The organism is Herbiconiux sp. L3-i23 (assembly GCF_023734115.1).
Taxonomy (GTDB): Bacteria; Actinomycetota; Actinomycetes; order Actinomycetales; family Microbacteriaceae; genus Naasia.
On record NZ_AP025737.1, the window covers coordinates 819,574 to 840,428 of the forward strand.

At 68.7% G+C, this 20,855-nt stretch carries 21 protein-coding genes; 16 read left to right on the forward strand and 5 right to left on the reverse strand.

The features are described 5' to 3' along the window. The first annotated feature begins 28 nt into the window (after positions 1-28). From rho to prmC, 3 genes are read left to right on the forward strand one after another with little or no spacing between them, the layout of a single operon-like run. Positions 29-2,320, forward strand: a complete 2,292-nt coding sequence (gene rho, locus NGH83_RS03895) for a transcription termination factor Rho (protein WP_251857759.1) — start codon at positions 29-31, stop codon at positions 2,318-2,320. 4 nt (positions 2,321-2,324) lie between these two features. Beyond that, complete coding sequence (gene prfA / locus NGH83_RS03900; protein ID WP_251857760.1) at positions 2,325-3,404, forward strand: peptide chain release factor 1; 1,080 nt, start codon at positions 2,325-2,327, stop codon at positions 3,402-3,404. Next, positions 3,401-4,300, forward strand: a complete 900-nt coding sequence (prmC, locus tag NGH83_RS03905; RefSeq protein WP_371872745.1) for a peptide chain release factor N(5)-glutamine methyltransferase — start codon at positions 3,401-3,403, stop codon at positions 4,298-4,300. Before prfA ends, prmC begins: the two co-directional genes overlap by 4 nt. Here prmC and NGH83_RS03910 read toward each other — a convergent pair. Together NGH83_RS03910 and NGH83_RS03915 are read right to left on the reverse strand one after the other, a co-directional pair. Further along, positions 4,286-5,620 (reverse strand): hemolysin family protein, encoded by a 1,335-nt coding sequence (locus NGH83_RS03910; protein ID WP_251858443.1) that lies wholly within the window; start codon positions 5,618-5,620, stop codon positions 4,286-4,288. The genes prmC and NGH83_RS03910 overlap by 15 nt on opposite strands. A gap of 577 nt (positions 5,621-6,197) precedes the next feature. Continuing rightward, positions 6,198-6,827 (reverse strand): HAD family hydrolase, encoded by a 630-nt coding sequence (locus NGH83_RS03915; RefSeq protein WP_251857761.1) that lies wholly within the window; start codon positions 6,825-6,827, stop codon positions 6,198-6,200. A 92-nt stretch (positions 6,828-6,919) separates the two neighbouring features. Here NGH83_RS03915 and NGH83_RS03920 point away from each other — a divergent pair, with 92 nt between their 5' ends. The 11 genes from NGH83_RS03920 (at position 6,920) to NGH83_RS03970 (ending at position 16,246) form a co-directional block, all read left to right on the forward strand. Next, positions 6,920-7,585, forward strand: a complete 666-nt coding sequence (locus NGH83_RS03920) for an L-threonylcarbamoyladenylate synthase (RefSeq protein WP_251857762.1) — start codon at positions 6,920-6,922, stop codon at positions 7,583-7,585. Between the two features lie 52 nt (positions 7,586-7,637). Further along, entirely contained in the window at positions 7,638-8,891 is a 1,254-nt protein-coding gene (locus NGH83_RS03925; RefSeq protein WP_251857763.1) for an MraY family glycosyltransferase, read from the forward strand. Next, a complete protein-coding gene (locus NGH83_RS03930; protein ID WP_251857764.1) occupies positions 8,888-9,355 on the forward strand; it encodes a hypothetical protein in 468 nt (155 codons plus the stop codon). The genes NGH83_RS03925 and NGH83_RS03930 overlap by 4 nt, the downstream gene beginning before the upstream one ends. A 125-nt stretch (positions 9,356-9,480) precedes the next feature. Next, on the forward strand, positions 9,481-10,293 hold the full coding sequence (gene atpB, locus NGH83_RS03935) for a F0F1 ATP synthase subunit A (protein ID WP_251858444.1): 813 nt from the start codon (positions 9,481-9,483) through the stop codon (positions 10,291-10,293). Between the two features lie 49 nt (positions 10,294-10,342). Beyond that, positions 10,343-10,576 (forward strand): ATP synthase F0 subunit C, encoded by a 234-nt coding sequence (gene atpE / locus NGH83_RS03940; RefSeq protein ID WP_251857765.1) that lies wholly within the window; start codon positions 10,343-10,345, stop codon positions 10,574-10,576. 32 nt (positions 10,577-10,608) lie between these two features. Then, the gene (locus NGH83_RS03945) at positions 10,609-11,139 is read left to right on the forward strand and encodes a F0F1 ATP synthase subunit B (protein ID WP_251858445.1); all 531 of its coding nucleotides are present in this window, start codon (positions 10,609-10,611) and stop codon (positions 11,137-11,139) included. Beyond that, the gene (locus NGH83_RS03950; RefSeq protein WP_251857766.1) at positions 11,139-11,924 is read left to right on the forward strand and encodes a F0F1 ATP synthase subunit delta; all 786 of its coding nucleotides are present in this window, start codon (positions 11,139-11,141) and stop codon (positions 11,922-11,924) included. The genes NGH83_RS03945 and NGH83_RS03950 overlap by 1 nt, the downstream gene beginning before the upstream one ends. A gap of 33 nt (positions 11,925-11,957) precedes the next feature. Beyond that, positions 11,958-13,595, forward strand: coding sequence for a F0F1 ATP synthase subunit alpha (gene atpA / locus NGH83_RS03955; protein WP_251857767.1), 1,638 nt, complete (start codon positions 11,958-11,960; stop codon positions 13,593-13,595). Between the two features lie 4 nt (positions 13,596-13,599). Continuing rightward, positions 13,600-14,496 carry a F0F1 ATP synthase subunit gamma gene (locus NGH83_RS03960; RefSeq protein ID WP_251857768.1) on the forward strand — a complete coding sequence of 299 codons (897 nt, stop codon included), beginning with the start codon at positions 13,600-13,602 and terminating at the stop codon, positions 14,494-14,496. A 26-nt stretch (positions 14,497-14,522) separates the two neighbouring features. Continuing rightward, positions 14,523-15,983, forward strand: a complete 1,461-nt coding sequence (atpD, locus tag NGH83_RS03965) for a F0F1 ATP synthase subunit beta (protein ID WP_251857769.1) — start codon at positions 14,523-14,525, stop codon at positions 15,981-15,983. 2 nt (positions 15,984-15,985) lie between these two features. Continuing rightward, complete coding sequence (locus NGH83_RS03970) at positions 15,986-16,246, forward strand: F0F1 ATP synthase subunit epsilon (protein WP_251857770.1); 261 nt, start codon at positions 15,986-15,988, stop codon at positions 16,244-16,246. 161 nt (positions 16,247-16,407) lie between these two features. Here the strand turns inward: NGH83_RS03970 and NGH83_RS03975 are convergent, their stop codons facing one another. Together NGH83_RS03975 and NGH83_RS03980 are read right to left on the reverse strand one after the other, a co-directional pair. Continuing rightward, complete coding sequence (locus tag NGH83_RS03975) at positions 16,408-16,965, reverse strand: YceI family protein (protein ID WP_251857771.1); 558 nt, start codon at positions 16,963-16,965, stop codon at positions 16,408-16,410. A gap of 66 nt (positions 16,966-17,031) precedes the next feature. Then, the gene (locus NGH83_RS03980) at positions 17,032-17,649 is read right to left on the reverse strand and encodes a LysE/ArgO family amino acid transporter (RefSeq protein WP_251857772.1); all 618 of its coding nucleotides are present in this window, start codon (positions 17,647-17,649) and stop codon (positions 17,032-17,034) included. Positions 17,650-17,718: 69 nt separating this feature from the next. On the opposite strand from NGH83_RS03980, the gene NGH83_RS03985 reads away from it, so the two are divergent. Together NGH83_RS03985 and NGH83_RS03990 are read left to right on the forward strand one after the other, a co-directional pair. Then, on the forward strand, positions 17,719-18,597 hold the full coding sequence (locus tag NGH83_RS03985; RefSeq protein ID WP_251857773.1) for a LysR family transcriptional regulator ArgP: 879 nt from the start codon (positions 17,719-17,721) through the stop codon (positions 18,595-18,597). Positions 18,598-18,636: 39 nt separating this feature from the next. Next, the gene (locus NGH83_RS03990; RefSeq protein WP_251857774.1) at positions 18,637-19,380 is read left to right on the forward strand and encodes a YaaA family protein; all 744 of its coding nucleotides are present in this window, start codon (positions 18,637-18,639) and stop codon (positions 19,378-19,380) included. Positions 19,381-20,119: 739 nt separating this feature from the next. Here NGH83_RS03990 and NGH83_RS03995 read toward each other — a convergent pair. Then, the gene (locus NGH83_RS03995; protein ID WP_251857775.1) at positions 20,120-20,752 is read right to left on the reverse strand and encodes a DNA-3-methyladenine glycosylase I; all 633 of its coding nucleotides are present in this window, start codon (positions 20,750-20,752) and stop codon (positions 20,120-20,122) included. Positions 20,753-20,855: the final 103 nt, after the last annotated feature.

Consider the following 20,855-nt stretch of genomic DNA (forward strand, 5'->3'; position numbering starts at 1 on the left):
TGTTCTTGGGGGACAAGGAACCTTCTTCGTGACTGATGTCGACATCAGCGCCGCTCGCGCGGACCCGAGCTTCGATCTGAACTCGCTGCGCGTTCCGGAGCTCCAAGCCCTTGCGGCGTCGCTCGGCATCACGAACGTGGCCAGACTCCGAAAGGCAGAACTCGTGGCAGCTATTTCCGACAACGACCGCACCACCGACGACACCACCGCAGACCGCGTGACCGCCGAGACCGCGGCGGACCAGGTCGTCGCCGACGACGCGAAGGACGAGGCAGTCCCGTCCGTCGACGGCGACGCCGAGGTGACCGCCGAAGCCGAGACCATCGCCGAGGCGACTCCCGACGCCGCGCCCGCCGACGACGCGCCCGCCGCTGCGGAGGAGCCCGCCGCCGTGGAGGCCCCCGAGGCTCCGGCCGCGGATGAGGCGCCCGTCGAGGTTCCCGCCGCCGAGGGGGCGCCCGTCGAGGTTCCCGCCGACGCGGCTGCGCCCGTCGCGGAGGAGTCCGCCGACGCTCCGGCCGCAGCGGCCGCTGCCGCCGCTGAGGCTCCTGCCGCTGAGGCACCCGCCGAGCAGAAGCCCACCCGCGCCCGCCGTTCGCGTCGCGCGACCAGTGCGTCGGTCGAGGCGACCGAAGAGACCCCCGCGCCGAAGAGCGCCGCCGATCACGCCAACAATGGCCAGACCGGCATCACCGAGGACATCGAGCAGACCGCCGCCGAGGTCCCGCCCGTCGAGGCCCCCGAGGCCGGACAGCACGACGGGTCGCACCCCGAGGCCGCCGCCGAGGGCGAGCAGACCGAGGCGCCCGCCGAGGGCGAGCGTCAGGGTCGTCGCGGCCGTGGTCGTGGACGCGGCGGTCAGAACGCCCAGAACCAGCAGGGCGAGCAGAACCGCGGCCAGAACCAGCAGAACGACCAGGGCCGCCAGAACGAGCAGGGCCGTCAGAACGAGCAGGGCCGTCAGAACGAGCAGGGCCGTCAGAACGACCAGAACCGTCAGAACCGGCAGGACCGCCAGGACGACGCCGCGAAGAACGAGGGCGGCAAGGGCGAGCAGGGCGGTCAGCAGGAGGGCCAGGGGCAGGAGCGCAGCAGCCGCAGCCGCTACCGCGACCGCAAGCGCGGCCGCGGCGCCCAGAACGACGAGTTCGAGCCCGAGATCAGCGACGACGACGTGCTCATCCCCGTCGCGGGCATCCTCGACGTCCTCGACAACTACGCCTTCGTCCGCACCAGCGGCTACCTGCCCGGCGCCAGCGACGTCTACGTCTCGCTCGGCCAGGTCAAGAAGTACAACCTCCGCAAGGGTGACGCGGTCGTCGGCGCGATCCGCCAGCCCCGCGAGGGCGAGGGCGGGCGCCAGAAGTACAACGCCATCGTCAAGATCGACAGCGTCAACGGCCAGACCGTCGACGAGGCCGCGAACCGCGTCGAGTTCGGCAAGCTGACCCCGCTCTACCCGCAGGAGCGTCTGCGCCTCGAGACCGAGCCCGGCATGCTGTCGACGCGCATCATCGACCTCGTCGCGCCGATCGGCAAGGGCCAGCGCGGCCTGATCGTCTCGCCCCCGAAGGCCGGCAAGACCCTCATCCTGCAGGCCATCGCCGGTGCGATCGCGAAGAACAACCCTGAGGTCCACCTCATGGTCGTGCTCGTCGACGAGCGCCCCGAAGAGGTCACCGACATGCAGCGCACCGTGAAGGGCGAGGTCATCGCCTCGACCTTCGACCGTCCCGCGGAAGACCACACTACGGTCGCCGAGCTCGCCATCGAGCGCGCCAAGCGTCTCGTGGAGCTCGGCCACGACGTCGTCGTGCTGCTCGACTCGATTACCCGTCTCGGACGCGCCTACAACCTGGCCGCTCCGGCATCGGGTCGCATCCTCTCGGGCGGCGTCGACGCGTCGGCGCTCTACCCGCCGAAGCGCTTCTTCGGCGCGGCCCGCAACGTCGAGAACGGCGGCTCGCTCACCATCCTCGCCACCGCTCTCGTCGAGACCGGGTCGAAGATGGACGAGGTGATCTTCGAGGAGTTCAAGGGCACCGGCAACATGGAGCTGCGCCTCTCGCGCGGCCTCGCCGACAAGCGGATCTTCCCCGCCGTCGACGTCAGCGCCTCCGGCACCCGCCGCGAGGAGATGCTGCTCGGCGCCGACGAGGTCAAGGTCACCTGGAAGCTGCGCCGCGCCCTCGCGGGTGTCGACCAGCAGCAGGCGCTCGAGATCGTTCTCGGCAAGCTGAAGGACACCTCCTCGAACGTCGAGTTCCTGATGCAGGTGCAGAAGTCGATGCCCGCGGTGTCGACCAGCGCCCAGTCCTGAGCCCGTGTTCGACTCGGTCGCCGGCCTCCTGGCCGAGCACGAGGATCTGCAGCAGCAGCTCGCCGACCCGGCGTTGCACGCCGACGCCGCGCGGGCGAAGCGCGTCAACCGGCGGTACGCCGAGCTGAGTCAGATCGTCGCCGCGCACGCCGCGTGGACGCAGCTCGGCGACGACCTCGCCGCCGCGCGGGAGCTGGCGGCCGAGGACTCGGCGTTCGCCGAAGAGATCCCCGGGCTCGAAGAGCAGCTCGCGGCAGCGGAGGAGAAGCTCCGTCGCCTGCTGATCCCGCGCGACCCCGACGACGGTCGCGACGTGATCATGGAGATCAAAGCCGGCGAGGGCGGCGAGGAATCGGCGCTGTTCGCTGCCGACCTCCTGCGCATGTACCTGCACTACGCCGAGAGCAAAGGCTGGAAGACCGAGCTGCTCGAACGCACCGAGAGCGATCTCGGCGGCTACAAGGACGTGCAGGTCGCCATCAAGAGCAACTCCTCCGACCCCGCGCAGGGCGTGTGGGCGAACCTCAAGTACGAGGGCGGCGTGCACCGTGTCCAGCGGGTCCCCGCGACCGAGTCGCAGGGCCGCATCCACACCTCGGCGGCCGGTGTCCTCGTCTTCCCCGAGGTCGACGCGCCCGAAGAGCTCGAGATCAACCAGAACGACCTGAAGATCGACGTGTTCCGCTCGTCGGGCCCCGGCGGCCAGTCGGTCAACACGACCGACTCGGCGGTGCGCATCACGCACGTGCCCACCGGCATCGTCGTGTCGATGCAGAACGAGAAGAGCCAGCTGCAGAACCGTGAGGCCGCCATGCGCGTGCTCCGGGCACGGCTGCTCGCCGCCCAGCAGGAGGCGCTCGACGCCGAGGCGTCCGCGGCGCGCAAGAGCCAGATCCGCACGGTCGACCGCTCCGAGCGCATCCGCACCTACAACTTCCCCGAGAACCGCATCGCCGACCACCGCACCGGGTACAAGGCGTACAACCTCGACCAGGTGATGGACGGGGCGCTCGAGCCGATCGTGCAGTCCGCGATCCAGGCCGACGAAGAGGCGCGGCTCGCGGCGGTGGGCTCCGGTTCGTGACCGGGGAGACCCTCCCGCCCTCCGACGACCCCGGCGCCGCCGGTTCGGTCGACCGGGTGCTCGCCCGATCGGCGGACATCCTGGCACGTGCGGGGGTTCCGACCCCTCAGGTCGACGCCGAACTGCTCGTCGCGCACGTGCTCGGTGTGGGACGCGGACGCGTGCAGGCCCTCGCGATGACCGGTGCGGTGCTCGCCGCGTCCGATGCGGTCGAGGTCGCCGAGCTGATCGAGCGGCGGGCCGCCCGCGTGCCGTTGCAGCACATCACGGGGCGCGCAGCGTTCCGTCGATTGGAGCTCGCAGTCGGACCCGGTGTCTTCGTTCCTCGACCCGAAACGGAAGGGGTGGCGGGGCTCGCCATCGAGGCGCTGGCCGCCGACCCGTCGCCCGAACCGATCGGCGTCGACCTCGGTACGGGGAGCGGCGCCATCGCGCTGTCGCTCGCCGTCGAGGTGCCGCATTCCCGCGTCTTCGCCGTCGAGAACTCGCCCGAGGCCTACATCTGGGCGCGGCAGAACCAGCGCGAGACCGGGGCCGAGAACGCCCGCATCGTCTTCGTCGACCTCGCCGACGCGCTGCCCGAGCTCGACGGCACCGTCTCGGTCGTCGTCTCGAATCCGCCGTACATTCCGCTCGACGCGGTGCCCCGCGATCCAGAGGTGCGGCTGCACGATCCGGAGGCGGCGCTGTACGGGGGAGAGGACGGTCTCGACGTCATCCGGTCGGTGTCCACCACGGCGCTGCGGCTGCTGCGCCCGGGCGGCGCACTGTTCATCGAACACGGCGAACTGCAGGGCGAGGAGATCCGCGCGCTGCTCACCGCGGACGGCTGGCGGGCGGCGGCGACCCATCCCGATCTGACGGGCCGCCCCCGCGCCACCTCAGCTCTGCGCTGATCCGTCGGCGGCGGTGCCTTCGCTCGTCGTCTCGTCAGCGGTCGGCGGCGTGAACAGGATCCGGTCGACGCGGTAGCCGTCCATCCGGATCACCGCGAGGGTCCCCGATTCCGATTCGACGGCGTCGCCCTCGGCGGGGATGCGTCCGAGCTTCGCCTGCACGAAGCCGGCGACCGTCTCGTAGTCCCCGTCGGGCAGTTCGACGCCCGAGAGCGCCGCGAAGTCTTCGAGAACGAGTCCTCCGTCGATCTCGGCGGGCCCCTCGAGACGTTCGTGGACCGGGGACTCGTCGTCGTCGTACTCGTCGCGGATCTGACCGATGACGTCCTCGACGAGGTCCTCGAGGGTGACGATGCCGGCGGTGCCGCCGTACTCGTCGATGACGACCGCGAGCTGGGCGCCGTCGCGACGCATCTCGGTCATCGTGCGAAGCAGCGGCTTGGTGTCGGGCAGCACGAGGACCTCGCGCATCACCGCGGTGACGGGGGACTGGCGGTCGATCGTCGCCGCGGGGCGGAGCAGGTCCCGCAGGTGGACGAAGCCGATGACGTCGTCCGAGGACGCCCCGATGACCGGGTAGCGGGTGTGGCCTTCGTCGAGGGCGTACCGTGCGGCGGCCTCGATGGTGAGGTCGCCGGACAGGAACGACACCTCGTGGCGCGGTCGCATCGATTCGCGCAGCGTGCGGGTCTCGGCGTTGAAGACGTCGGCGACGATGCGTCGCGCTTCGTCGTCGAGGGTCTCGTGCTCGCTGACGAGATCGCGCAGCTCCTCCTCGCTCATCGCGTCGCTGCGGGCGTGCGGGTCGCCGCCCAGCAGCCGGACGAGCGCGTTGGTGCTGATCGAGAGGAACCAGATGACCGGGCGCATGATCTTCGCGAACCCGTCGAGGATGGGCGCCGCGATCATCGACAGCCCCTCGGCGCGCTGCAGAGCCAGACGCTTGGGGACCAGCTCGCCGAGCACCAGGGACAGGTACGCGATGAGCAGGGTCATCGCGATCAGCGCGACCGTCGATGCCACGCCCTCCGACAGGCCGAGGCCTTCGAACAGCGGGGCGATGTCGGGCGCGATCGTCGAGGCGCCGTATGCGGCGGAGAAAAATCCGGCGACGGTGACGCCGATCTGCACGGCGGCGAGGAACCGGTTGGGGTCACGGGCGAGCGAGGCGACCTTCGCGCCGCGGGATCCGCGGCGCTCGAGCTGCCGGAGCTGGGACTCGCGCAGCGAGACGAGCGCGATCTCGGTGGCGGCGAAGACGCCGCCCACGAGCACGAACACGATGACGAGGGCAATGTTGAGCCAGGTGTCTTGATCGATCACCGCGCCCTCCATTCGAATCCGGTGAGGGGGCGCGGCGAGGGTCTATGACAGTCGTCCATGTCCCAATGGTGCCAGAGCATCGCTGAGCAAACCCTCGCCCGACCTTGGACCTGCCTATGAACCGCCGAGCCCTCTCACCACCGGAACTGACCAAATCAAGGGAAGATCAAGCCCGAGTCACACGTTCATGCCGATCCGAGCCCGTTGGAGCCGAGAACTCCTTGACTTGGTCAGCGCGCACTCGGGGTGACTGACCAAATGCAGGAAAAACTGACCGATCAGAGCCGTCTTGGGGCCGATTCCGCCGGATCAGCGCAATTTCTCCTGCATTTGGTCAGACGTCGTCCGAACTGACCGAATCAAGGAAAGATCAGGCCCGAGTCACACGTTCATGCCGATCCGAGCCCGTTGGAGCCGAGAACTCCTTGATTTGGTCAGCGCGCACTCGGGGTAACTGACCAAATGCAGGAGAAACTGACCGAGCAGCCGTCGAAGGGCCCCGAATCGGGCCGTTCAGCGCAATATCTCCTGCATTTGGTCAGAGAGCGGGCAGGTGGGGTGATCTCTGTGCCGCTCAAGCGGCGGAGGCGCGGGTGGCGGCGAACGACTCGATGTCGGCGAGGAGCGCGGCCGTGTCGCCGGTGAAGTGGTGCGTGGTGATGCCGACCGAGGCGGCGGCCGCCACATTCTCGGGCAGGTCGTCGGCGAAGAAGGTGTCGGCGGCGTCGGCGCCGTACGACTCGAGCATCCGCTCGAAGACAATCGGGTCCGGCTTGCGGGCGCCGTAGAAGCTGGAGGCGCGCAGATGCTCGCCGAACACCGGCACCAGCTCGGGAGCCAGCGATCGCAGGTTCTCGTGCACCAGCGGGCCGTTGTTGGTGAGCAGGCTCACCCGACCGAGTTCCGCCGCGCGCGCCGCCGCCGCGATCGAACCGGGGAGGGGAGTCATCGCCCCGCCACGCGCGGCGAGCCAGTCCTCCCGCGACACGTCGGCGCCGACCGCCGCGCGGAACGCGGCGAGATAGCGCTCGCCGTCCTCGAAGCCGCCCGCCTCGGCGTGCATCTCACCTGCCGGGTCGAGCCACCACCGCGATCGGAGGTCGTCGAACGCCACGCCCGAGATCGCCGACAGGGCGCGCATCCTGGCGTGCCAGTCGTAGTCGTACAGGACGTTGTCCATGTCGAAGACGAACAGCGCACTCATCGGAAGCCAGTCTGTCAGCGCTCCCCGGGTCGGCACGAATCGGCCCGTCCCGACGGGAGCGGGGTGCGGAACGGCTCTACACTGGGCACGACATGGCGCGCATCTTCGACTGCTCTGCCGAGTCCGATCTGCTGAGCGGAATGCGGTTCGCCCGCGCCGCGATCGGGCGCGGCGACCTCGTCGTCATGCCCACCGACACCGTCTACGGCATCGCCGCGGATGCGTTCTCGCCCGCCGCCGTGCAGCGTCTGCTCGACGCCAAGGGTCGTGGCCGTCAATCGCCGCCGCCGGTCCTCGTCCCCGGCATCCCCACGCTCGATGCGCTCGCCGAGCAGGTGCCGGACGAGGTCCGCGCACTCGTCGCCCGCTTCTGGCCGGGCCCGCTCACGATCATCCTCCCGGCGCGCCCGTCGCTCGCGTGGGATCTCGGAGAGACCGGCGGCACCGTCGCCCTGCGGATGCCCGATCAGCGCATCGCGCTCGAACTGCTGAGCGAGACCGGGCCTCTCGCCGTCTCGTCGGCCAACAAGACCGGCGTCGCCGCGGCGACCACAGCGCAGAACGCGCACGAGCAGCTGGGTGACGCGGTCGAGGTCTACCTCGATGCCGGGTCAACGCCCGGAAACGTGCCCTCGACGATCATCGACGCGACGGCTCTCGCCGCAGGCGACGGGCCGCTCACCATCGTGCGGCACGGCGTACTCAGCGCCGCCGACTTGCGCGAGATCGTCGGCGACGCGCTCGAGGCCGAGCGGTGAGCGTTCCCGGCGGCGTGATCGTCGGCCCGGCGCGCAGCAGCGAGGCCGACCGGTGACTCTCTACGCCCTCGTCGCGCTGATCGCGGCCGCCGTCACCTTCGGGCTGTCGCTCATCGTCTACCGGCTCGGCCGGCGCTACAACCTGCACCCCGAGATCCGCGCCCGCGACGTGCACACGCGACCCACCCCGCGGCTCGGCGGCGTCGCCATGTTCGGGGGAGTACTCGTCGCTTTCGCGATCGCCTCGCAGATCCCGTTCTTCGACATCGTGTTCGCCCAGCCCGCGAAGATCTGGGCCATCGTCGGGGCCGCCGCCATCATCGTGGTCATCGGTGTCGCCGACGACCTGCTCGACCTCGACTGGATGATCAAGCTCGCCGGTCAGATCCTCACCGCCGGCCTGCTCGCCTGGCAGGGCGTCGCGATCGTATCGCTGCCGATCGGCGGTCTGACGGTCGGATCCGCGTGGATGTCGCTCGTCCTCACCGTCTTCGCCGTCGTCTTCGTGATGAACGCCGTGAACTTCATCGACGGCCTCGACGGCCTGGTCGCCGGGGTCGCGATCATCGGCAACGGCGTGTTCTTCCTCTACAGCTACCTGATCGTCCAGCAGACGAGCCCCAACAACTACTTCAACCTCGCCTCGCTCATCTCCGCGATCACCATCGGCGCATGCCTCGGCCTGTTGCCCCTCAATGCGCGCTTCGGTGAGAAGCGGCCGGCGAAGCTCTTCATGGGCGACGGCGGGGCGTACCTCGTCGGCCTGCTGATGGCGACGAGCGGCATCGCCGTCACCGGGCAGGTCGACCCCGTGCAGTTCGGCGCGACTTTCGGCCGCTCGTCGCTGATCCCCGCGTTCCTGCCGATCCTGCTGCCGCTCGCGATCCTCATCGTGCCGTTCCTCGACTTCGCCCTCGCGGTGACGCGGCGCCTGCTCGCCGGCAAGTCGCCGTTCAGCGCCGACCGCAAGCACCTGCACCACCGGCTGCTCGACATGGGGCACTCGCACATGCACGCGGTGCTCATCTTCTACGCATGGACCGCGGTCGTGTCGGTCGGCGCGCTGCTGATCTTCGTGCTGCGTCCGTGGACACTCGCGCTCGCCTTCATCGCCGTCGGTCTCGTCGTCTGCGCCGTGCTGACGCTCGCCCCACTGTCACGACGCAAGGCCACGGAGGCGGCGGCCCAGTCGGCGCCCGCCGATGACGAGCACCGCTCGCAAGCCGCCCTCGATCCGCTCGACGCCGCGTCCGAGAGCGCCGTCGCCGCCGCCCACCCCGAACCCGTAGAGAGAGAACCCAGATGACCGACACCAGTCCGAACGCCGCGGGCGCAGCCCGGACGCCGAGCTCGACGCCGGTCCTTCGCAGGGTGCTCCTCTTCGGCGCTGCCCTCACCGTCGTCGTCGCCGTCGTCGGGGCGATCCTCGGCGGAATCCTCGCCGGGGGAGAGGGCATCGTGAGCGCCCTCGTCGGCGCCATCCTGGTGCTGCTGCTCGTCAGCGTCACCTCGGGAAGCATCCTGATCGCCAACCGCTTCTTCGGGTCGCCGTCATTCGCGATGATCTTCTTCGGCATCGTGCTCGGCGCATGGCTGCTGAAGTTCGTGCTGTTCCTCGCCGCGGTCCTCCTGCTGCGCGACCAGCCCTGGCTCGATCCGATGACCCTGTTCCTCACCATCGTCGGCGGGCTCCTCGGATCCCTCGTCGTCGACGTCGTCGTCGTACTCCGCGCGCGCCTGCCCTACGTGTCCGACGCTGCCGAGCACTGACGCCTCACCCGATTTCTACAAAGGTTAGAATTCGGTTAGTCCCCCGTGCGGATCCTTGCTAGAGTCATGGGGATCCCACGCAAGTCGCCGCACGCCCGCGTGCCCTTACGCAGGAGAACGAGCTGCTGAACGCCGTCCTTCCTTTCCTCCCTCGTGCCGATGAAGGCGAGGGGTTCCACGCTCCTACCCTCGGCGAATTCTTCCCCGAAGTCTTCCTCTTCGAAGGCACCCCGTTCGAGATCAACCGGATCATCATGGTCCGGCTCATCGCCGCGGCGGCGCTGATCCTGCTGTTCTGGATCGGTACCAGCCGGATGAAGATCGTCCCCGGCCGCTTCCAGAGCGTCATCGAACTCGGCATCGGGTTCGTCCGCAAGAACATCGGCGAGGACCTCCTCGGCCGACGTGACGGCGAGCGCTTCCTGCCGGTCCTCACCACGATCTTCTTCATGGTCTTCGCGCTGAACGTGACGGGTGTCATCCCGTTCCTCAACATCGCGGGAAGCTCCCTGATCGGCGTTCCGCTCGTGCTCGCCGCGGTCGCGTACATCACCTTCATCTACGCCGGCATCAAGGCGCGAGGGGGCAAGTTCTTCAAGGACGCGCTCTTCCCGCCCGGTGTGCCGAAGCCGCTCTACATCCTGCTGACGCCGATCGAGTTCCTCTCGACCTTCGTGCTGCGTCCGGTGTCGCTCACTCTGCGACTGCTGATGAACATGGTCGTCGGCCACCTGCTGCTCGTACTCTGCTTCGCGGCGACGAACTTCTTCTTCACGAGCGGCGCGATCGACGGCGTCGCCCGGTTGATCGGTGGCGGAACCCTCGCGTTCGGCTTCTTCTTCACTCTCTTCGAACTGCTCGTCGCGGTTCTGCAGGCGTACATCTTCACTCTTCTCACGGCGGTCTACATCCAGCTCGCCGTGTCCGAAGAGCACTAAACGATTCCGTCAGCCATCTAGGCCCGGAACAACCGAAAGGAAAACCACAGTGGATCCCGTCAACGTGCTCGCCGAGATCAACGGCAACATCGCGACCGTCGGTTACGGCCTCGCCGCGATCGGCCCCGGCATCGGCATCGGCATCGTCGCAGGCAAGACCGTCGAGGCCATCGCCCGCCAGCCCGAGATCGCCGGCCGCCTCCAGGTGACCATGTTCCTCGGTATCGCCTTCACCGAGGTCCTCGCGCTCATCGGCCTCGCGGCCGGCTTCATCTTCGCTTGATCGAGGTTTCCGTGCAGACACTCATCAGCCCCATGGCCGCGGCGGAGGGGGAGCAGAGCATCCTCCTGCCCGCGCCCTACGACATCGTCTGGTCGGCGGTCGTCTTCGTGGTGCTGCTCGCGTTCTTTTTCTGGAAGGTTCTGCCCTCCATCAAGAAGACGCTCGACGCCCGCGCGGAGCTCATCGAAGGCGGCATCGAGAAGGCCGAGCGCGCCCAGCAGGAAGCGGCAGCCGCTCTCGAGAAGTACAACCAGCAGCTCGCCGAGGGGCGCGCCGAAGCGGCGCGCATCCGCGAGCAGGCCCGCGAGGACGGCAAGAAGATCATCGCCGAAGTCCGCGAGCAGGCTCAGGCCGAGGCCGCACGCATCGCCGCGACCGCTCAGGCGCAGATCGAGGCGGAGCGTCAGGCCGCGATCACCAGCCTGCGCGCCGAGGTCGGGTCGCTCGCGATCGACCTCGCGTCCGGCGTCGTTGGCGAGAGCCTCGCCGACGACACGCGTTCGTCTGCACTGGTCGACCGCTTCCTTGCCGACCTCGAAGCCTCCGAGAAGGCAGGCAAGTAGTGGGATCCGCGAGCAGGCAGGCCCTCGCCTCGTCGGTGTCCGCTCTCGCGGACGCCCGTCTCGACCTGACCGGCGGCGTGCAGCTCCTCGCTGCCGCCCGCACGGTCGGCGGCTCCGCGCAGCTGCGCGGCCTGCTCGCCGACCCGGGTATCGAGGCGGCGGCGAAGCGAGGCCTCGTCTCGAAGCTGTTCGTCGGTTTCGGCGCTCCGGTGCAAGGAGTCGTCGCGTCGGCATCGGCCGAGAGATGGTCGAGCGGTGACGAGTTCGCCGACGGTCTCGAGGAGCTCGGCTTCCGCGCCATCGCGGCCGGCGGGCCTTCCGGCTCGGCGCTCGGGCACGAGCTGTTCACCTTCGAGCAGGCCGTGCGCTCCAACGCCGAACTCGAGCTGGCGCTCAGCAGCAAGCTGGGCGGCGGCGAGGCGAAGGTCGCCCTCGTCGACCGCATCCTCGCCGGAGCGGGGGAGGCGACGCGCGCGATCGTGCGTCATCTCGTCCAGTTCCCGCGCGAGCTGCGCTTCGTCGAGGCCCTGCGCCGTGCCGCGCGGATCGTCGCCGACGCCTCCGGCCTCGGCATTGCGACCGTCGCGACGGCGTCGCCCCTGTCGGACGCTCAGCTGGCCCGGCTCGAGAAGGCGCTCGGCGACCGTTACGGTCGCGCGCTGAGCCTCAACCAGGTCATCGACCCCTCCCTCATCGGGGGAGTTCGCATCTCCGTCGGCGACGATGTCATCGACGGCAGTGTCGCGGCGCGGCTCAACGACCTCCGACTTCAACTCGCCGGCTGACCCGGCGCAACCCACCAAGGAACGAAGCATCCCATGGCAGATCTGACCATCAGTCCTGACGAGATCCGCGACGCGCTCAAGGACTTCGTCGGCTCCTACGAACCGACCGGGGCCAAGGCCACCGAGGTCGGCCACGTCATCGACGCCGCCGACGGCATCGCCCACGTCGAGGGCCTGCCGAGCGTCATGGCCAACGAGCTCGTGCGTTTCGAAGACGGCACCCTGGGCCTCGCCCAGAACCTCGACGAGAACGAGATCGGTGTCATCGTCCTCGGTGAGTTCGCCGGCATCGAAGAAGGCCAGGAAGTCCACCGCACCGGCGAGGTCCTCTCCGTCGCCGTGGGCGACGGCTACCTCGGCCGCGTCGTCGACCCGCTCGGCAACCCGATCGACGGACTCGGCGACATCGCCACCGTCGGACGCCGCGCCCTCGAACTGCAGGCGCCCGGCGTCATGCAGCGCAAGAGCGTGCACGAGCCCATGCAGACCGGCATCAAGGCGATCGACGCCATGATCCCGATCGGCCGCGGCCAGCGTCAGCTGATCATCGGCGACCGCCAGACCGGCAAGACCGCGATCGCGATCGACACGATCATCAACCAGAAGGCCAACTGGGAGTCCGGCGACGTCAGCAAGCAGGTCCGCTGCATCTACGTCGCCATCGGCCAGAAGGGCTCGACCATCGCCTCGGTGAAGGGCGCGCTCGAGGACGCCGGAGCCATGGAGTACACGACGATCGTCGCCGCTCCGGCCTCCGACCCCGCCGGCTTCAAGTACCTCGCCCCCTACACCGGCTCGGCCATCGGCCAGCACTGGATGTACGAGGGCAAGCACGTCCTGATCATCTTCGACGACCTGTCGAAGCAGGCCGAGGCCTACCGTGCCGTGTCGCTGCTGCTGCGCCGCCCGCCGGGACGCGAGGCGTACCCCGGTGACGTGTTCTACCTGCACTCCCGCCTGCTCGAGCGTTGCGCCAAGCTCTCCGACGAGCTCGGCGCCGGTTCGATGACCGGTCTGCCGATCATCGAGACCAAGGCGAACGACGTGTCGGCGTACATCCCGACCAACGTGATCTCGATCACCGACGGCCAGATCTTCCTGCAGTCCGACCTGTTCAACGCGAACCAGCGTCCCGCGGTCGATGTCGGTATCTCGGTCTCGCGAGTCGGCGGTGACGCGCAGGTGAAGAGCATCAAGAAGGTCTCCGGAACCTTGAAGCTCGAGCTCGCCCAGTACCGCTCGCTCGAGGCGTTCGCCATGTTCGCCTCCGACCTCGACGCGGCCAGCCGTCGTCAGCTCGCCCGAGGCGCGCGCCTCACCGAGCTGCTCAAGCAGCCGCAGTACTCGCCGTACCCCGTCGAGGAGCAGGTCGTGTCGATCTGGGCCGGTACCAACGGCAAGCTCGACGAGGTCCCGGTCGAGGACATCCTGCGCTTCGAGCGCGAGCTGCTCGATTACCTCGGTCGCAACACCGAGGTCCTGTCGATGCTGCGTGAGACCAACGTCCTCTCCGACGACACGGTGGCCGCCCTCGACAAGGGCGTCGACCAGTTCAAGCTCGAGTTCCAGACCGGTGAGGGCAAGCCGCTCGCCTCGGTCGGACGCGAAGAGTTCGAAGAGCTGGCCGAAGCCGACGTCAACCAGGAGAAGATCGTCAAGGGTCGGCGATAACTAGATGGGCGCACAGCTTCGCGTCTACCGGGGTCGAATCCGGTCGGCGCAGACGACGAAGAAGATCACTCGCGCAATGGAGTTGATCTCGGCGTCGCGCATCCAGAAGGCGCAGCAGCGGGTCGCCGCGTCGACGCCGTACGCGCGCGCGGTCACCCGCGCCGTGTCGGCCGTCGCGACGTACTCGAACGTCTCGCACCTCCTCACCACCGAAGTCGAGAACCCGCGACGCGCCGCCGTCGTGATCTTCTCCTCCGACCGTGGTCTCGCCGGCGCGTTCAGCGCCAGCGTGCTGAAGGAGGCCGAGCAGCTCGCCGCCCTGCTGCGCAGCCAGGGCAAAGAGGTCGTGTTCTACCTCGTGGGGCGCAAGGCGGTCGGCTACTTCGCCTTCCGCAAGCGCGACTCGGAGCGCAGCTGGACGGGTGGAACCGATCAGCCGCAGTTCGAGACCGCGAAGGAGATCGGCGACGAGCTGGTCGAAGCCTTCGTCCGAGAGACCGACGAGGGCGGCGTCGACGAGATCCACATCGTCTACAACCGCTTCGTCAGCATGGTGACCCAGACCCCCGAGGTCGTCCGCCTGCTGCCCCTCGAGGTCGTCGAAGGCGTCGAAGAGCCGAATACCGAAGTGCTCCCGCTCTACGAGTTCGAACCCGACGCCGACGCCGTGCTCGACGCGCTCCTGCCCGTCTACATCGAGAGCCGCATCTTCAACGCCATGCTGCAGTCCGCGGCCTCCGAGCATGCGGCGCGTCAGCGGGCTATGAAGTCGGCGAGCGACAACGCAGACAAGCTCATCCGCGACTACACGCGACTCGCGAACAACGCGCGTCAGTCCGAGATCACCCAGCAGATCGCCGAGATCGTCGGCGGCGCCGACGCACTGTCGTCGGCCAAGTAACACCTACGAAAGAAGAGGCACACGCCATGAGCATCACGGCCCCTGACCGCCCTGCCACGCAGAGCGCGCCCGGCGTCGGACGCATCGCCCGCGTCACCGGCCCCGTCGTCGACATCGAGTTCCCGCACGACTCGCTCCCCGACATCTACAACGCCCTGAAGACCGACGTCACCGTCGGCGACCTGGCGCAGGAGATCACCCTTGAGGTCGCCCAGCACCTCGGTGACGACCTGGTGCGCGCCATCGCCCTCAAGCCGACCGACGGACTCGTCCGCGGTCAGGAGGTCCGCGACACCGGCGCCCCCATCTCGGTGCCCGTCGGCGACGTCACCAAGGGCAAGGTCTTCAACGTCACCGGTGAGATCCTCAACCTCGAAGGCAACGAGGATGTCGTCATCACCGAGCGTTGGCCCATTCACCGCAAGCCCCCGGCGTTCGACCAGCTCGAGAGCAAGACTCAGCTGTTCGAGACCGGCATCAAGGTCATCGACCTCCTCACCCCGTACGTGCAGGGTGGCAAGATCGGCCTCTTCGGTGGTGCGGGCGTCGGTAAGACCGTCCTCATCCAGGAGATGATCCAGCGCGTCGCGCAGGACCACGGTGGTGTGTCGGTGTTCGCCGGTGTCGGCGAGCGCACCCGTGAGGGCAACGACCTCATCCACGAGATGGAGGACGCTGGCGTCTTCGACAAGACCGCCCTCGTGTTCGGTCAGATGGACGAGCCCCCGGGAACGCGTCTTCGCGTCGCGCTGTCGGCCCTCACCATGGCCGAGTACTTCCGCGACGTGCAGAAGCAGGACGTGCTGCTGTTCATCGACAACATCTTCCGCTTCACGCAGGCGGGCTCCGAGGTGTCGACGCTGCTCGGCCGCATGCCCTCCGCGGTGGGCTACCAGCCGAACCTCGCCGACGAGATGGGCGTGCTCCAGGAGCGCATCACCTCGACGCGCGGTCACTCGATCACCTCGCTGCAGGCGATCTACGTGCCGGCCGACGACTACACCGACCCGGCACCGGCGACCACGTTCGCGCACCTCGACGCCACGACCGAGCTCAGCCGTGAAATCGCATCGCGCGGCCTCTACCCGGCCGTCGACCCGCTGACCTCGACGAGCCGCATCCTCGACCCCCGCTACCTGGGTGAGGACCACTACCGCGTCGCCACCACGGTGAAGGCGATCCTGCAGAAGAACAAGGAACTGCAGGAGATCATCGCCATCCTCGGTGTCGACGAGCTCTCCGAAGAGGACAAGGTCACGGTGTCGCGTGCGCGCCGCATCCAGCAGTTCCTCTCGCAGAACACCTACATGGCGAAGAAGTTCACCGGTGTCGAAGGCTCGACCGTGCCCCTGAAGGACACCATCGAGAGCTTCGACGCGATCGCGCGCGGCGACTTCGACCACGTGGCCGAGCAGGCGTTCTTCAACGTCGGCCCGATCACCGACGTCGAGGAGAAGTGGGCGCAGATCCAGAAGGAGAACGGCTGATCATGCCGCTTCAGGTCAACGTCGTCTCCGCCGACCAGCAGGTCTGGTCGGGCGAGGCCGACATGGTCGTCGCCCGCACCACCGAGGGTGAGATCGGTATCCTCACCGGCCACGAGCCGATGCTCGCCATCCTCGGCGGCGGTGAGGTGCGCGTGACCCAGCCCGGCGGTCGCAAGATCGTCGCGAACGCGGAGGACGGCTTCCTGTCCGTCGAGAACGACGTCGTCACCGTCGTGGCGCGCAACGCGGAGCTCACCAGCTGACGATCTGAGAGAACGAACGAAGGGCCCGATCCGTTCGGATCGGGCCCTTCGTCGTCCTGCAGTGGCTGCGAGATCTCGATATCGCGCTGAAGGCGCGCTCCTCGATCTTCAGCCTCCGATCGAACCTTTCGGCGGTCCACCGGACCGCCGAAAGCTTCGACCTACGGCTGAAGGGTGAACTGGAGCTCCATGTTGATGGTGACGTCCTCACCGAGGGTGAAGCCGCCGGCCTCGAGGGCTGCGTTCCAGTTGACGCCGAAGTCGTGGCGGTTGATCTTCACCTTGGCGCTCGCGCCGGCCTTGGTCTGACCGTAGGCGTCGGTCACGACGCCGCCGAACTCGCCCTTCAAGACGATGCTCTTGGTCACGCCGCGGAGGGTGAAGTCGCCGGTCACCTCGAAGTCGTCGCCGTCGACCTCGAAGTCGGTCGAGACGAAGGTCGCGGTGGGGTGCTCGTCGACGAGGAAGAAGTCGCTGGTGCGCAGGTGCGCGTCGCGGTCCTTCTGGTTGGTGTTCACCGACGCGATGTCGATGGTCGCCTCGAGGGTCGTCTCGTTCGGGTCCTCGGCGGTGACGAGGGTGGCATCGAAGGTCTCGAACACGCCACGCACCTTGCTGATCGCCAGGTGACGCACCGTGAACGACAGCTCCGAGTGCGTGGGGTCGAGGCGCCAGGTGCCGACGACGTAGGCGGGATGGATCGGTGTCGAGATAGTCATAGTTCAATGCAAGCACATGCACCGCCCTAATATTCCCGATTTGGTGGACGTGTCACCAAATCTTTTTCAGGCGCCGATCGCGAGCTTCACTCCGAGCGCGAGCAGGATCACCGCGACGATCGCGTCGAGGATGCGCCAGGTGCCGGGGCGGCGGAACAGTGGCCGGAGAAGTCGTGCGCCGAAGCCGAGCGAGGAGAACCAGACGAAGCTGGCGGCGACGGCTCCCACCGCGAACCACCATCGCCCGTCGCCGGGCTGTTGATTCGCGACCCCGCCGACCAGCACCACGGTGTCGAGGTAGACGTGCGGGTTGAGCCAGGTGAACGCGAGCAGGGTGAGCAGCGGACGGCGGAGGGACCGGCCGTCGGCGTCGCCCATCGCCTCAGTGCGCACGAGCGCCCGCCGGGCTGCGAGCAGGCCGTAGACGATGAGGAACGCGGCTCCAGCGAACCGGATCACGACGAGAAGGACGGGGGCGCTTTGCACCAGCGCGCCCATACCGGCGACGCCCGCGACGATGAGAACCGCATCCGAGACGGCGCAGAGGAGCACGCCGAGCGCGACAGTGGGGAGTCGCCCCGAGACGCCCATTCGCAGCAGGTAGGCGTTCTGAGCGCCGATCGCGACGATGAGGCCGAGGCCTGTTCCGAATCCGGCGAGGGCGGCGAGCGCGGGAGATGACATCGGGTCGACGGTAGCCGGGCGGCGCGCTGCAGGGAAACGACGATTTTCGAAGACGCGTAAGATTTGCTAATGATCCGTCTGCAGCTCGATCAACTCGCGACGCTCGTCGCGCTCGTCGATGAGGGCACCTTCGACAAGGCTGCCCGGCGGCTGGGTGTGACGCCCTCGGCCGTGTCGCAGCGGGTGAAGGCGATGGAGTCGCAGCTCGGCCAGATCGTGCTCGACCGCACCACCCCGGTGTCGACCACTCCTGCCGGCGCGACTCTGCTCACCTACGCGCGCCGATTCGCGCTGCTCGCCGCGGACGCCGAGCGGGCCATCGGCGAGATCGGAGCGTCGCCGACGCTGGCGGTCGCCGTGAACGCCGACTCCCTCGCCACCTGGTTCGTCGACGCCCTGGCCGAGGCGGAGCGCCGAGTGCCCGTCGCATTCGAGATCCATCGCGACGACCAGGACCACACGGCGGAGATGCTCCGCAGCGGTATCGTCGCCGCCGCCGTCACGTCGTCGAAGGCGGCCGTGCAGGGGTGCACCTCCACGAGGTTGGGTGTCGTCCGGTATCTCGCGGTGTGCTCGCCGCGGTTCGCCGAGCGCCACTTCACGGGCGCCCCGACCAGGTCATCGCTCGCGGGCGCACCCGTCGTGCTGTTCGACCGGAAGGACGAGCTGCAGGACCGGTTCCACGCCGAGACGCAGGGCGCCGGCCGTCGTCATTACATCCCCAGTTCCGTCGAGTTCGCGACCGCGATCCGGCTCGGGCTCGGGTGGGGCGTCCTGCCCGAGCAGCAGTGCTCCGAGCTTCTGAAGTCGGGAGAACTCGTCTCGGTGGCCGGGGGAGACCCCGTCGATGTCGAGCTGTACTGGCAGGCGTGGAACCTGAAATCGGCGACGCTCGACGCGGTCACGGAGGCGGTCGTGCGCACGGCTCGCGGGGCGCTGCGCCGGTAGCGGCGGACCCGACTCCGCCGGTCCGTCTACGCTTGTCCGGTGCTGCTGCTCCTCCCGCCGTCCGAGACCAAACGCGACGGCGGAGACGGCGCCCCGCTCGACGTCGCGGGTCTCGCGCATCCCCGGCTCGCGAGCCGTCGCCGTGCGGTGGTGAGCGCGGTGAAGAAGCTCGCCCGCACACCCGATGAGATGGCCGCCGCGCTGAAGCTCGGCCCCACGCAGCGCGCGGAGATCGCGCGGAACGCGGCTGTCGCGTCGTCGCCGACCATGCCCGCCATCGACCGGTACACGGGGGTGCTCTACGACGGGCTCGACTCCTTGACCCTGTCCCATGCGGCGAGGATGCGCGCGGCCGACGTGGTGCGCATCCAGTCGGCTTTGCTCGGCCCGGTCGGCGGGCTCGACCCGATCCCGGCCTACCGTCTCTCGCACGACTCCCGGTTGCCGGGCCTGCCGCTCAAGGCGCACTGGGCGACGGCGGTCGGCGCCGAGCTTGCGAAGCAGCCTGGGCTGATCCTCGATCTGCGATCGGAAGGGTATGCGGTGCTCGGACCCGCACCGCGCCGCGAGGGCTCGTACTACCTCAGGGTGCTCACCCGCGGCGATGACGGCGAGACTCGTGCGCTGAATCATTTCAACAAGAAGGCGAAGGGGCAGTTCACGCGAGCGCTGCTCACCGCGCCGGAGGTGCCGGTCGACGCGGAGTCCCTCATCGAGATCGCCCGCGCCGCCGGCTTCGAGCTCCGCCACGGCGCCCCGGGCGAACTCGCCCTGATCGTCTGAGGCGTGAGGCGAGCGCCTTGGTCGCTGAGCAGGCCCGCCAGGGCCGTCGCGATGCGAGGGTCGCTCGTTGAGCCCAGCGATACGGAGGCGCGGGTGCCGACGAGTGCCCTTCGTATCGCTTCGCTCAACGAGCGGGGCATTCCTGGTCGCTGAGGAGGCCCGCCAGGGCCGTCGCGATGCGACGGAAGTTGCACTGGGGTCCAGGGCATCGGCCGATTGCCGAGTCGTGTCATTTCGCGACGGCCGCGGGCGGCCTCCTCAATGACCAGAGGGGGTTCCTGGTCGCCAGGGCCGTCGCGATGCGACGGGAGTTGCGCCTGGGTCGGGGCTTCGGCGGACTGCCGAGTCGTGTCATTTCGCGACGGCCGCGGGCGGCCTCCTCAATGAGCAGATCAAGGCGAGGTGATCCTGGTCGCTGGGGAGGCCCGCCAGGGCCGTCGCGAAGCGAGGAGAGTTGCACTGGCTCGGGGCTTCGGCCGCTTGCTGAGTCGTGTCATTTCGCGACGGCCGTGGACGGCCTCCTCAATGACCAGAGGGAGCCGATCGTTGAGTCAAGCGATACGAAGGCTCGGGTGGTGAGGTTCGCCCCTCGTATCGCTGCGCGGGGCGGGCGGGCCGGTTGATCTGGTCGCTGAGGAGGCCCGCCAGGGCCGTCGCGATGCGACAGGAGTTGCATTGCGGCCGGAGCGTCGGCGCAGTGCCGAGTCGTGTCATTTCGCGACGGCCGTGAACGGCCTCCTCAATGACCAGGGCTGGTGGCGCGCCAGCAGCCTGCGAGGTGGTCGTCGACGAGGCCGCCCGACTGCATCATCGCGTACACCGTCGTCGGGCCGACGAAGCGGAACCCCTGCTTCTTCAGCGCCTTGCTCAACGCTGTCGACTCGGCCGTCACCGCGGGGAGGTCGCCGAGCTCGCGCGGGCGCTCCGACTTCGGACGCGGAGGAGGAGCGAAGCCCCACACGAGGTCGTCGAGTGCACCCTCGCCCCGCTCCTCCTGAAGGGCGAGCAGGGCGGCGGCGTTCGAGATGGTCGCCTCGATCTTGGCGCGGTTGCGGATGATGCCGGTGTCGCCCATCAGCCGCTCGATGTCATCGGGACCGAAACGGGCGACGACGGCCGGATCGAAGTCGGCGAACGCCGCGCGGAACCCCGGTCGGCGGCGGAGGATGGTGATCCACGACAGCCCGGCCTGGAAGCCTTCGAGGGCGAGCTTCTCGAACAGGGCGCGGTCGCCATGCAACGGCACACCCCACTCCTCGTCGTGGTAGCGGAGGTATTCGGGGTCGCGGCCGACCCATCCGCAGCGGGCGCGGCCGTCGGGGCCGTCGATGGTGGTCACATGGGGCAGGGTACGCGAGGCGAGAGCGATCATGCGCCGAACCGTAACGACGCTCCCGCGGCCGCCGAGCCGACGCCGGCCGGGATGTGAGCCCGCCCCGCGGTGACGGCGCGGGGGAGGAACTGACGGAGTCCGT